This window comes from Zestomonas carbonaria, assembly GCF_904061905.1.
In the GTDB taxonomy this organism is placed as follows: Bacteria; Pseudomonadota; Gammaproteobacteria; order Pseudomonadales; family Pseudomonadaceae; genus Aquipseudomonas; species Aquipseudomonas carbonaria.
The window spans coordinates 17670-31055 of sequence record NZ_CAJFCI010000077.1 but is presented as its reverse complement, the minus strand read 5'-3'; the positions used below and the strand labels follow the sequence as shown (position 1 = coordinate 31055).

Sequence of the window (13386 nt, the reverse complement as noted above, 5' to 3'; positions counted from 1 at the left end):
ACCATATCCTCTTGGCACACCCGTCACAAGTTTGTCGTCATTCGTTTGGCGGGCGGCCTGGGGCGCGAGACGCGGGGCCGGGGGGAATTCTGTAGGAGCGAGGGGGACGTCCAGTTCTCTGCTCGCGAACGTCGGCACCGCAAAAGCTTCGCGAGCAGAGCTCGCCCCTACATCGGACGTCACTCCCGCGCACGCGGGAGTCCGGAAAGATGCGGGCTCAGGCCTCGAACTCCACCGCCAACGCCGCGCGCACGCAGTGCAGCACGCCTTCCGGCACCCGGCCGGCGAACAGCTCGGTCAGCTCCGTCACCGGCGGCAGTTCCCCGTCGCCGTCGAGGAAGGCTTCCTGGATTTCGCCGAGCAGTTCCTCGGGCAGGTCCAGCGCCTGCTCCAGCGACAGTTGCTGCTGGCCGATGGCTTCGGCCAGCAGGGCGTAGACGTTCTTCTCGGTGCATTGCAACTGGCCGGCGATCTGCGCCGGGGTCATCCCCGCGCGGGCCAGGCTGACCAGTTCGTGGCGCAGGTCGACGACCTGGCGCGGCGCCTCCTCGCCCGCCGTGCCGCCGTTGAGCACGTCGAGGAAGGCCTCGCCGTAGCGCTCCAGCTTGCGCGCGCCGACGCCGCTGACCTGGGCCAGCTCGGAGAGCGAGCGCGGCTGGCTGCGCAGCATCTCCAGCAGGGTGGCGTCGGGGAAGATGACGTAGGGCGGCACCGCGTGCTCCTCGGCCAGCTTGCGGCGCAGGGCGCGCAGGGCCTCCCACTGCTCGCGCTCCTCGCTGCGCACCAGTTGGCTGGCGGCGCTCTTCGACTGCCCCTTGGCGGCCTGTTGCGGCTTCAGGTCGCGGCGCAGCTCCAGGCGCACCTCGCCGCGCAGCAGCGGCCGGCAACTGTCGGACAGGCGCAGGCCGCCGTAGCCTTCCAGGTCGACATCGGCCAGGCCGCGCGCCACCAGTTGCCGGAACAGCGAGCGCCACTCGCCTTCGGAAAGCGCCTTGCCGACGCCGAACACGGAAAGGTGCTGGTGGCCGACGGCGCGGATCTTCTCGTTGTCGCGACCGAGCAGGATGTCCACCAGGTGGCCGACGCCATAGCGCTGGCCGCTGCGGTAGATCGCCGACAGCGCCTGGCGCGCCGGCTCGGTGGCGTCCCAGGTCTCCACCTTGTCGACGCAGTTGTCGCAGTGGCCGCAGGGCTGCGGCAGTTCCTCGTCGAAATAGGCCAGCAGCGCCTGGCGCCGGCAGGCGACCAGCTCGCAGAGCCCCAGCATGGCGTCGAGCTTGTGCTGCTCCAGGCGCTTGTGGCGCTCGTCGCCCTCGGAGTTGCTGAGCATCTGTTTGAGAAAGATCACGTCCTGCAGGCCGTAGGCCATCCAGGCATCCGCCGGCAGGCCGTCGCGGCCGGCACGGCCGGTCTCCTGGTAATAGGACTCCAGCGACTTGGGCAGGTCGAGGTGGGCGACGAAGCGCACGTTGGGCTTGTCGATGCCCATGCCGAAGGCGATGGTCGCCACCATGATCAGCCCTTCCTCGTTGAGGAAGCGCTTCTGGTGGTAGGCACGCAGTTCGTTGGACAGCCCGGCGTGGTACGGCAGCGCCGGGTAGCCCTGTTCGCTGAGGAAGGCGGCGACCTCCTCGACCTTCTTGCGCGACAGGCAGTAGACGATCCCGGCATCGCCCTTCCGCTCGGCGAGGAAGCCGAGCAACTGCTTGCGCGGATTATCCTTGGCGACGATGCGGTAGAAGATGTTCGGCCGGTCGAAGCTGGACAGGAAGCGCTCGGCGTCCTGCAGGTGCAGGCGCTGGACGATCTCCTCGCGGGTGCGCTTGTCGGCGGTGGCGGTCAGGGCGATGCGCGGCACGTTGGGGAACAGCTCGGCGAGCTGGCCGAGCTGCAGGTATTCGGGGCGGAAGTCGTGGCCCCATTGCGACACGCAGTGCGCCTCGTCGATGGCGAACAGGCCGATATTCAGGTTTTGCAGGAAGGCCAGCATGCGCGGCTGGACCAGCCGCTCGGGGGCGAGGTAGAGCAGCTTGATCTCGCCGTTGCGCAGCCGTTCGGCGATCTCGCGCTGCTCGTCCAGGCTCTGCGTGGAATTCAGCGCCACCGCCGCCACGCCCAGCTCGTCGAGGGTGGCGACCTGGTCTTCCATCAAGGCGATCAACGGCGACACCACCACCGCCAGGCCGTCGCGCAGCAGCGCCGGCACCTGGTAGCAGAGCGACTTGCCGCCTCCGGTGGGCATCAGCACCAGGGCATCGCCACCGCCGGCCACCCGCTCGATGATCGCCCCCTGCTGACCGCGGAAACGGTCGTAGCCGAAGACGTCCTTGAGGATGTGCAGAGCCGGTTCGAGCATGGAAACCCCGTGAGCGATGAATCGGCCGCCTCGCCAAGGCGGCCGCCAGAAAGCTGCGCAGTATACGCGAGCCGCCGCGAGCGTTGGCCGACGTCCATCGCCATGACGAATGCAGGGTGGGCTTCAGCCCACCAAGTGGGGACCGGACCTGAAGTTGCTGGGCTGAAGCCCAGCCGACGGCAGGAAACCCCGAAAAAAATCCTCTGGCATGGGCGCTGGCGGCTCCAACCGGGCTAAAATCGAGCCTTGTCAACTTTCCTCAAGGTAGCCGTACGATGTCCTTCGCCGAGCAATTGACCCGCCTGCAAGCTTTTCTCGATGCCGATGAGCTGCATGAAGAGGCCCTGGACTACATTGCAGCCCACGGTTACCTGACCGCACTGTCCATCTGCTCCGAGCCGGTGCCGGAGCGCGAATGGATCGACGCGCTGTTCTCCGAGCCGCCGCACTACCGCGACGACATCGAGCGCGAGTCCATCGAGACCACCCTGGTCCAGCTCAAGGCGCACATCACCCGCCTGCTGGCCGCCGACGACGATCTCGAGCTGCCCTGCGACCTCGACCTCGGCGACGACCCGGACGATTCCGACATTCGCGGCTGGTGCATCGGCTTCATGGAAGGCGTGTTCCTGCGCGAAGCGATCTGGTTCGAGAACGCCGAGGACGAGGTCAGCGAGCTGCTGCTGCCGATCATGGTCGGCTCCGGGTTGTTCGACGAGCAGCCGGAATTCGCCGATATCGCCCGCAACCGCGAGCTGGCCGACGACATGGTCGACCAGATCCCCGAAGCGCTCACCGCGCTGTTCCTGCTGCTCAATGCCCCCGAGGAAAAGCCCGCGCTGCTCAAACCGCGCCACCACTGATGCCATGTCGCGTTCCCTGCGCCTGAGCGAACACCGCGGCCTGCGCTACGCGCTGCTCGCGGTCGGCTGGCTGAGCGTGCTGCTCGGCGTGATCGGCATCTTCCTGCCGGTGCTGCCGACCACGCCGTTCCTGCTGCTCGCGGCGGCCTGCTTCGCGCGCAGCTCGGAACGCTTCTACCACTGGCTGATCGAGCACCCCAAGCTCGGCCCGTGGGTCCGCGACTACCTCGACGGCAACGGCATCCCGCTCAAGGGCAAGGTCTACTCCATCGGCCTGATGTGGACCAGCATCTCCATCTCCTGCTACCTGGTGCAGCGCCCGTGGGCCTGGATCTTCATGCTGACCAGCGCAACGCTGGTCACCGTCTACATCCTCAAGCAGAAGACCCTGCCGAGACGCTGAGGCAGACAGCAGAGTACTGGCGCATTGCCTAGACTCTCTGCATCCCCCGCAGAGATTGGCGCATGCACGCTCGGCAACCCGCTCATGGATGGCTTCGGTGCCCGCGCGGCGTGCGGCTCGGCCCGCTGCTCGCCGTGCTGCTCGGCGTGGCGGCGCTGTCCGCCGACTGGGACTTCGCACTGATCCTGCAGAACGCGGAAAAGCGCTACGGCGACCTCGGCGCGGCCCGCGAACGCATCGAGGAATGGGGCCGGCTGGTCGATGCCAGCGGCGGGCTGTCCGAGGCCGACAAGCTGCGGACCGTCAACGCCTTCTTCAACCGCCAGTTGCGCTTCGTCGACGACGACCGCAACTGGCGGCAGACCGACTACTGGGCCACTCCGGTGGAGGCGCTGGTCAAGGGCGCCGGCGACTGCGAGGACTACTCCATCGCCAAGTACTTCACCCTGCGCCGCCTGGGCATCCCCAGCGAAAAGCTGCGCATCACCTACGTCAAGGCGCTCGCCTACGACCAGGCGCACATGGTGCTGACCTACTACGCCAGCCCGAGCGCCGAACCGCTGGTGCTCGACAACCTGGTCGGCGAGATCCGCCCGGCGTCGCAGCGCCAGGACCTGCTGCCGGTATACGCCTTCAACGCCGAAGGCCTCTACCTGCCCGGCAAGGCGGCGAGGACCGGCGATACCAAGAAACTCTCGCGCTGGCAGGACCTGCTGAAGAAGATGCGCGCGGAAGGCTTCGCCGTCGGCGAAGGCTAGGAGGGAATATGTCTCTGCTAAAGCAGTTGTTCATCGCCATCTGCCTGTTCCTGGTGGTGGCCTTCACCGGCAGCTTCATATCCGGCGTGGAGAACTCGCGCGAGCAGTTGCTCGGCCAGTTACGCTCCCACGCCCAGGACGCCGCCACCGCCCTCGGCCTGTCGCTGACCCCGCACGTCGACGACCCGGCGATGATCGAGCTGATGGTCAGTTCGATCTTCGACAGCGGCTACTTCGCCACCATCCGCGTGGTGCGCATCCCCGGCGACGAGGTGGTCGTCGAGCGCAGCACCGCCACCTCCTCGGACAAGGTGCCGCGCTGGTTCGTCGATCTGGTCGACCTGCAACCACAGGGCGGCGACGCGCTGATCATGCGCGGCTGGGAACAGGCGGCGCGGGTCGAAGTGCTCAGCCATCCGCAGTTCGCCCTGACCAAGCTGTGGGACAGCGCGGTCGGCAGCCTGCTCTGGCTGCTCGGCTGCGGGCTGGTCAGCGCGGTGCTCGGCGCCTGGCTGCTGCGCACCCAGCTCAAGCCGCTGGACAACATGGTGCAGCAGGCCCACGCCATCAGCCGCCGCGAGTTCATGACCCTGCCCCGGGTGCCGCGCACGCCCGAGCTGAAGCGCGTGGTGCTGGCGATGAACCAGATGGTCGAGAAGCTCAAGACGCTGTTCGCCGAGGAAGCCGCGCGCAGCGAGAAGCTGCGCGAGGAAGCCTACCAGGACAGCCTGACCGGCCTGGCCAACCGACGTCTGTTCGACATCAGCCTGGCCGACCACCTGATCGCCAACGAACAGAACGCCGAGGGCTACCTGCTGCTGCTGCGCGTCAACGACCTCGGCGGCCTCAACCAGCGCCTCGGCGGGCAACGCACCGACGCGCTGATCGTCGCCATCGGCGAACAGCTCCGGCAGTTGCTCGAACAGGCCGGTCGCGGCGGCTGGCTGGCCTCGCGCAGCCGTGGCGGCGAGTTCACCCTGCTCGCCCCGGGGCTTTCCGGCGAAGAGGCCGAGCGCCTGGCCGGGCAACTCTGCGACGCCCTGGAAAGCCTGCGCCAGACCGGCGCCAGCGACTGCACGCCGGTCGCCCACCTGGGCATCGCCGCATTCCGCCCCGGCGAGGCCGCCGCCCAGGTGATCGCCCGCGCCGACCAGGCCCTGGCCCAGGCGCAGAGCCATCCGGAGCGCCCCTGGGAACGCCTCGACGACTTCACCGCCATGCCGGCGCAAAGCCTCGGCGACTGGCGCGAATGGATCGACGATGCCCTCGAAAAGCGCCAGTTGCAGTTGTATTTCCAACCGGTGAAGGCCTGTTCGGAGCAGGCGGAACTGCTGCACTACAAGGTCCTCGCCCGCCTGCTCGACCCGCAGGGCGAGGCCATCGCCGCCGGGCGCTTCCTGCCCTGGATCGAACGCCTCGGCTGGGCCGCGCGCCTCGACCTGGCGATGCTCGAACATTGCCTCGCCCACCTGGAGCAGCACCCGCAACCGCTGGCGCTCAGCCTGTCGGCCGCCACCCTGCGCGACGCCAACCACCTCGAGCGCCTGCTGGCACGGCTCAAGGAGCACGACTCGCTCGCCGGCCTGCTGACCCTGGAGATCGACGAACGCCACCTGCCGCCGCCCGCCGAACTGGAGCGCCTGAGCCAGATGATCCGCGAGGCCGGCTACCGGATCGGCCTGCAACACTTCGGCGGCCGCTTCAGCCTGATCGGCAACCTGACCCACCTCGGCCTCGCCTACCTGAAGATCGACGGCACCTACATCCGCGCCATCGACCAGGAAAGCGACAAGCGCCTGTTCATCGAGACGATGTTCCGCGCCACCAACAGCATCGACCTGCCGCTGATCGCGGAAATGGTGGAAACCGAGGGCGAATTGCAGGCCCTGCGGGAGCTGGGCATCCACGGCGCAATGGGGCGTGTGATTGGGGCACCGGAGCCGTGGAGGGAGGCGTGAGTCATGGCCGGCGAGGGATGGCCAGGCCCTCGAGTCGTTTGGTCTTTTCTGGGTCCCTGTGCTCGCGGGGCCCCAAAAGACGACATAAGAACAACGCCCCGTAGAAGCGGGCGGGGAGTGAACCCTGGATGGGCGGGCCGAACCGCAACGCCCTACCCTCCCCGTAGGAGCGGGCCATGCCCGCGATGCTTTTCGCGGCCATGGGCCGCTCCTACGGAAGGATCGGGTGGGGAATGGACCCTGCGCAACGCCCTACTCTCCTGTAGCGGGCCATTCCCGCGATTGTTTTTCGCGGCCATGGGCCGCTCCTACGGGAGGACCGGGTGGGGAATGGACCCTGAAACGGAACGCCCCACTCTCCCCGTAGGAGCGGGCCATGCCCGCGATGCTTTTCGCGGCCATGGGCCGCTCCTACGAGGATTCAGGCTCAGACCGTATCCACCTTCAGCGACTGGTCTCCCAGCATGTCATTGATGATGGTCGCGGCATCCGCGGCGGAGACGATGCCGCCGCTGCCCGGCGTGACGCCGTAGTGGTTGGCGAGGTCGACGTTCTGCAACTCGATGGTCTGCACCACCGGCCCGCTGGCCACGGTGCTGACGCCGATCAGCGAGTTGCCGCCGACGATGCCGAAGCTCAGCAGCGAGTCCAGCGAACCGCTACCCGGCAGCAGGTCGCTGAGGTCCAGGACGTCCTTGTCCGCGCCGCTCAGGGTGAAATCGGCGACCCGGTCGTGACCGCTGTCGCCGGCCAGCCACTTGAACACGTCCTTGCCTGCGCCGCCGACCAACAGGTCGTTGCCCAGTCCGCCGACCAACAGGTCGTTGCCCAGTCCGCCGATCAGCAGGTCGTCGCCGCCCTGGCCGAACAGCCAGTCGTTGCCGGCGCCGCCTTCGAGGACGTCGTTGCCGCCCGAGTCGGGCACCGAGGCGCCGAGCTTCGCGGCGTTGTTCCAGATGAAGGTCGTCAGCTCGGCCTGGGTCGGCGCCACGCCGCCCTTCTGCGCGGTGAGGTAGTCGACCAGCACCTGATAGCCAGGCGTGGCGCTGCCATGACTGCCCGGCAACCAACTGGTGTTCAGGGCATCGCCGAAGATCAGGTCGTCGCCGGCATTGCCGACCAGGTGGTCGTTGCCCAGGGTCGCCGGCACCTGGGTGGTGCCGCCGCTGTCGAGTTCGGCGAGCAGGGCTTGCGGCGTGGTGACGATGGTCGGCTGGCCGACCGGTGCCTCGACCGACGACCCGTTGGTATAAGTGGCCGTTCCGTTCGGGTTGGTGTTGTCGAAGAAGCGCAGGATGCTGCTGGTGACGTTGTTGCCCATGCCGATGGCGTGCAGGTCGGCGCGCGCCATCAGGGCGGCGGCATCGTCGAGGGCGTTGTTGACATCGTTGAAGTTGACCGTGGAGCCCGAGCTGCTGGGGTTCGCGTCATGCACGGTCGGGTTGCCGTCGGTGAGGAAGTAGGCCAGGTTCTGGTAGCCGTTGATCTCGATGCCGGCGAACCAGCCGTTGGCCGCCTTCATGGCCGCCTCGTAGTTGGTCGCCCCGGTGGACGTCAGGGAATCGAGCGCGTTGCCGGACTGCGCGAGCTTGGCCAGGACTTCATTCACGGTGCCGGACAGCAGCAGCGCCGCCGTGGCGTTGAAGCCGATCAGCACCAGGTTGATGTTCCCGCTGTGCCCTTCCAGGCCGCCGACGAAGTTCTTCACCGCCGCCTTGAGCAGTGACAGCCGGCTGGAGTAACCGCCGCCGGGGCTGTCGTTCATGCTGCCGGAACGGTCGAGGATCAGGGCGATGTTGTAATCCTGCCCCGGCACCACGTGGACACGGTTGCCGCCGAGGTCGCCGATCAGCACGTCCTTGCCGTAAGCGCCGGCGACGATTCCCGACTTGTCCGGGTCCAGCGGGCTGGGCAGGTGGTGCGGCACCGTCGAGCCGCCCGTGTCGTTGGCGTTGCTACCCACCACCAGCACCGACAGGTCGCTGCGGATGCAGATTTCCAGTTTGGCGCTGGAAAGGTCGCCATCGCCGTCGACCACGGTGTACTTGAAGATTTCGCTGAGCTTGCCGTCCTCGTCGAACGTCAGGTTGGCCTTCGCCTTGAAGCTGTACTCACCGGCCTGGTGCCCGTTGTGCGCCTTGAGCTGGATGCTCAGGGTGCCGTACTCGGTGACCAGGGTGAGCAGGCCGTTGCTGTAGCTGTAGCTGCTCGCGCCGCTGCCGGAACCGCTGACCTGGATGCCGCTTTCGCTCGCGTTGAGCGTGTAGGTCTTGCCGTCCACCTCGACCGAGACGATCTTCTCGATGCCGTCGGCGCCGGGCACGTCGTTGGCCAGCACGTTGCCCGTCGCTTCACCGCCGACGTTGACCAGGCCGAGCAAAGTGCCGGCCAGGTCTTCCGGCGAACTGGTGATCGCGTCGCCGTTGCTGGCGATGGGGTCGAGGTTCGCCCAGCTCGAACCGGAGGCGTTGATGCCGATCGCGTAGGCGACCAGGTGGTTGGTGGCGCTGTTGCCGTCGCCATCCGGGTCGGCGATGAAGCCGCGCCAGGGGTTGGTCAGCGAGCTGCCGGTGTCACCACGATTGGGCTCGCCGTCGGAGATGAAGTAGACCCGGTGCAGCTCGGAGCCGCTGGTCGGGCCGATGTCCGCCTGGATCTGCGCCTTGGCCATGGCCAGCGCCGCTTCGTAGTTGGTGTACTGGGCGTTGCCCTGGTACACCGAGAGCTGCTGGATCTTCGCCAGCAGCGACAGGTAGCCGGCGTCCAGGGTCGAACCGAAGGCGTAGTCGCCGATATTGCTCGCCGAGGTGCCGAAGGTGATCAGGTTGACGTGGATCTGCGCGCCGGACTGGGCATACGCCTTGGCCAGCTCGGTGACCGCTTCCTTCAGCCTGGTCAGCTTGTTGCCGGCCATGCTGCCGGATAGGTCCAGCACCAGGGTGACGTGCACGGTCGGCACCGGGCTCACGTCGATGCATGGCGCCTTGTCGTCGTGGGCCTTGGGCGCGTCGTCGACGATGCGGACGTCCAGGCTGGCGCTGTCGCTGGAGCCGTCGACGTCGGTGGCGACCACGGTGAACTGCTTGCTGGTGCCGCTACCGCTGACCAGCGCGTTGTCGGTCAGGCTGTAGCTGTAGCTGAAGGTCTGGGTGGCCGGGTTGTAGGCGGTGATCTTCAGGGTGCCCTGGGCGTCGCTGATGGTCACCGGGGTGAACACGCCGTTGTCGAACACCGTCTGCCCGGCCACGGTGACGCTGCTCAGCCCGTCCGGCGAGCTGACGCTGAACGTACCGGTCTGGGTCAGCGCCGCCGCGTTCGGGTTGCTGCCGTCGGCCAGGTGGGCTTCGTAGACGGTCACCTCGTCGCCCTTCAGGCCATGGATATCCACCGGGTCGTCCTGGCCGGTGATCTTGATGGTCAGCTTGGCGGTGGAGATGTCCCCGTCGGCGTCGCGCATGCTGTACAGCAGGCTGTGGCTGATGGTGGTGGCGCCGAGGGCGAGGACGTCCGGGTCGCTGTTGTCGAGCACGAACTTGTACTGGCCGGTGACGGGGTCGAGGGTCAGCGTGCCGTAGCGGCTCAGTTCGGCGATCGCCTGGTTGTTGGCCGCGTTGTTCGCCCAGCCCACGAACTGCTTGCCGCCGTCGGCGCCGGCCAGGTCGTTGCTCAGCACATTGCCCTGGGCGATCTTGTGCGACGTGCCGGCAACCACGTGGCCGTAGTCGTCCACCGCACAGGGCGTGTCGTCGTCGATCTTCACCTTCAGCACGGCGTCGTCGGTATCGCCGTCGCCATCGACGACCTGATAACCGATCTTCAGGATGAAGTCGTTCTCCTGGTTACCCGGCGCGTGCATGATCGGTTTCAGCAGGGTGACCGTATAGGCGCCCGTGGCGATATCGGTCACCTGCACGCGAATCACCTCGCCACGCGCGGTGGACAGGGTCAGGGTGTGGGTCGCGGCATTCCAGTTCGAGCCGGTGACCACCTCCGTGCCCAGCATGTTCGGCCCGCTGAGGATCACCGACTGCACGCCGTCGGCGCCGCCGCGGTAGTCGAGGTGGCCGCTGACGCTGGTCGCCTGCCCCGGCGCGTCGCCGCTGCCACCGGGAATGCCGCCGGGCAGCCCCTCGTCGTCGAGCGCCTTGGGCGCCCAGGTATCGCGGGCCTTGGGTACGTCGTCGATGATGTCGATGGTCAGCGTGCCGGTGCCGGTGTTGCCGTTGGCGTCGGTGACCAGGAAGATGAAGGTTTCCTGCGCCTGCAGGTTGTGGCCGTTGTCGCCGGTCGGCGAGGAGGCCGGGGTGGTCAGAGTGTAGGTGTAGGTGCCATCGGCATTGAGCTGCAAGGTGCCGTAGGTCCCGCTCGCGCTGCCCACCAGGCTGAAGCTGTAGCCACCCACCCCGCCGCTGCCGACCAGGGTGCCGCTGGCGAATTCATCGTTGCTGCCCGGATTGCTGCCAAACGGCAGCGCCGCCTCGCGCACACTGGTATCCGCGCAGGCATCCACTCCACCGGTCACCGTGATGTCGGTCAGGTCGATGGTCAGGGTGGTGGTGCTCAGGTCGCCGTCGGCATCGATGATGCTGTAGGTGAACACATCGACCGCGCCGGCAGTCAGCGCGTCGGCTGTGCTGTGGTAGGTGTAGGAGCCGTCGGCGTTGAGGATGAGGGTGCCGTAGGCGCCAGCGATCCCCAGACCGCCCAGCCCGCCGCTGGCCGGCGTGCCGGTGTCGCTGCCGGCGCGCACGCCGACCACCGCGCTGCTGCCAGGACCGTCGGCGCCGAAGCCGTCGGCCACCGAACCGGCGCCCACGCCGGTCACCACGTTGCCGGACACCGAGCCGCCTTCGATCACCGTCGCGCTGTCGGCATGGGCCTGGGGCACGTCGTCGATGATGTCGATGGTCAGCGTGCCGGTGCCGGTATTGCCGTTGGCGTCGGTGACCTGGAAGGTGAAGGTCTCCTGCGCCTGCGCGTTCGAGCCGTTGTCGCCGGTCGGCATCGAGGCCGGGGTGGTCAGGGTGTAGGTGTAGGAGCCGTCGGCATTGAGCACCAGGGTGCCGTAGGCCCCGCTCGCGCTGCCCACCAGGCTGAAGCTGTAGCCGCCTACCCCGCCACTGCCGACCAGGGTGCCGCTGGCGATTTCGTCGTCGCTGTCCGGGTCGCTGCCGAACGACAGCGCCGCTTCGCGCACGCTGGTGTCCGCTTCCGCCCCTACCTCGCCCACCACGGTGATGCTGGACAGGTCGATGGTCAGGGTGGTGGTGCTCAGGTCGCCGTCGGCGTCGACGATGGTGTAGGTGAACACATCGACCGCGCCGGCGCTCAGCGCGTCGGCGGTGCTGTGGTAGGTGTAGGAACCGTCGGCATTGAGCACCAGGGTGCCGTAGCTGCCGACGATGCTCGCGCCCAGCCCGCCGCTGGCCGGCGTGCCGGTGTCGCTGCCGGCGCGCACGCCGACCACCGCGCTGCTGCCGGGACCGTCGGCGCCGAAGCTGTCGGCCACCGAGCCGGCGCCCACGCCGGTCACCACGTTGCCGGATACCGAACCGCCCTCCGTGACCGATGCGCTGTCGGCGCGGGCCGTGGGCAGGTCGTCGATGATCTCGATGGTGATCGCCGCCGGCGCCGAGGTCGCGGTGCCGTCGGTCACCGTGAGGGTGAACACGTCGGTCTCGGCGCCCGGGCCATCGTTGCTCGGCGAGGTCAGTTCGTACTGGTAGGTCGCCACGCCGGTGGCCGGGTCGTAGCCGGTCACGGTCAGCGTGCCGTACGTGCCGGCGAAGCTGGTGCCCGCCAGGCTGCCCAGCGCCACCGTGGTGCCGTTGATGGTCACCGCCACCAGGTCGTCCAGCCCATCGGGGTCGCTCAGGGTGAAGGTGCCGCCGGTGAACTCGCTGTTCGACGCCGCATCGGAGCCGTTGGGGCTCAAGCCCGCTTCGTAGACATAGGCCCGGTCGCCCGCGCCACGGGGATCGTGATAGCCGATCTCGACTTCCGGCACATCGTTGCTGCCGCGAATAGTGATGATCAGCTTGGCGTCGCTCTGGTCGCCATTGCCGTCCTGCATGCTGTAGTCGTAGACGAGCGTGACTTCTTCCCCGTCGTCCAGGCCCTCCACGGCCGGCGAACCGTTATTCAGGACGAACTCGTAGCTGCCGTCCGGGCCCAGCCGCACCTGGCCGTAAGGCGTGTCGACCCACAGCGAGCCGCCCTCGCCGGGCGTGCCGGAAATGCCGTTCCAACTGACGAAGCTGGCCGGCAGGTCGGTGCCGCCGTCATCGTTGTCCAGCACGTTGCCGGAACCGCCGGCCTCGCCTTCGTTCACGTCGAGATGGTCGTCGATCGCCTGCGGCAGGCCATTGATCGGCTGGACCGGCGGCGCCTCGAGATCGGGGAGTTCGAAGCCTTCGCCGACCAGGAACTCAGGAGCGCTGTTGAAGCCCGCGGTGGGGAAGCCGATCTGCGGATCGACCGCCCCGCCCACTTCGCTCAGCAGCACGAAGGAATGCCCGCCACCGGCGCCACCCGCGCCTCCCGAGCTGCCAGGCCCAGCGGCGGTGGCCTCGGCCTCCAGGGTCGGGTCGACGCCCGCCTCGATGGCCGCCTGCAGTCGTTCGACGTCGGTGAGGTCACCCTGGCTGGGCGTGACCGGCGGCGCGTCCGCTGCTGGCGTTGCCTCCTGCGAGCCGGCCAGCAACTGCCGGGTGAGCGGCAGGCTGCTGTCGCGCCCCAGGGTGAGCTCGTTGCCGTTGCCGAGGGTGATCGCAATGGCGCCGGTTGCGCCGGTCACCAGTTGCTCGCCCACATGGACCCGGTCGCCTTCCGTGAGCAGCCGACGCGTTCCGTCGCCCGCTACCGCGTGGACCTCGCCGATTACCTGCCTGACGACCCCGATCGAAGTAGCCATCGCTCCTTCCTCTCCTACTGCGGCCGGCTGCTGCCGGCACTCCATCAAAAGGTCGGATCACCCTTCAAGACCGTAGGCTCGGGAAGAAGGCAATCGAGCGGAGGGACAGCGTCTTCAGGAAAATCCCCAGCGCGT

At 67.9% G+C, this 13386-nt stretch carries 6 protein-coding genes; 4 read left to right on the top strand and 2 right to left on the bottom strand.

Going from position 1 to position 13386, the window contains the following annotated elements; all coding sequences use genetic code 11:
• Positions 1 to 217 precede the first annotated feature (217 nt).
• A complete protein-coding gene (gene recQ, locus PSEWESI4_RS19935) occupies positions 218 to 2356 on the bottom strand; it encodes a DNA helicase RecQ (RefSeq protein WP_187672973.1) in 2139 nt (712 codons plus the stop codon).
• Positions 2357 to 2631: 275 nt separating this feature from the next.
• On the opposite strand from recQ, the gene PSEWESI4_RS19930 reads away from it, so the two are divergent.
• The 4 genes from PSEWESI4_RS19930 (at position 2632) to lapD (ending at position 6338) form a co-directional block, all read left to right on the top strand.
• A complete protein-coding gene (locus PSEWESI4_RS19930) occupies positions 2632 to 3219 on the top strand; it encodes a UPF0149 family protein (protein ID WP_187672972.1) in 588 nt (195 codons plus the stop codon).
• Between the two features lie 4 nt (positions 3220 to 3223).
• Positions 3224 to 3622: a YbaN family protein gene (locus PSEWESI4_RS19925; RefSeq protein ID WP_187672971.1), complete on the top strand. Its 399-nt coding sequence runs from the start codon at positions 3224 to 3226 to the stop codon at positions 3620 to 3622.
• 62 nt (positions 3623 to 3684) lie between these two features.
• On the top strand, positions 3685 to 4380 hold the full coding sequence (gene lapG / locus PSEWESI4_RS19920) for a cysteine protease LapG (RefSeq protein ID WP_187672970.1): 696 nt from the start codon (positions 3685 to 3687) through the stop codon (positions 4378 to 4380).
• A gap of 8 nt (positions 4381 to 4388) precedes the next feature.
• Positions 4389 to 6338 carry a cyclic di-GMP receptor LapD gene (gene lapD, locus PSEWESI4_RS19915; protein WP_187672969.1) on the top strand — a complete coding sequence of 650 codons (1950 nt, stop codon included), beginning with the start codon at positions 4389 to 4391 and terminating at the stop codon, positions 6336 to 6338.
• Positions 6339 to 6765: 427 nt separating this feature from the next.
• On the opposite strand, the gene PSEWESI4_RS19910 is transcribed toward lapD, so the two are convergent.
• Positions 6766 to 13251, bottom strand: coding sequence for a retention module-containing protein (locus PSEWESI4_RS19910; protein WP_187672968.1), 6486 nt, complete (start codon positions 13249 to 13251; stop codon positions 6766 to 6768).
• Between the last annotated feature and the right edge of the window lie 135 nt (positions 13252 to 13386).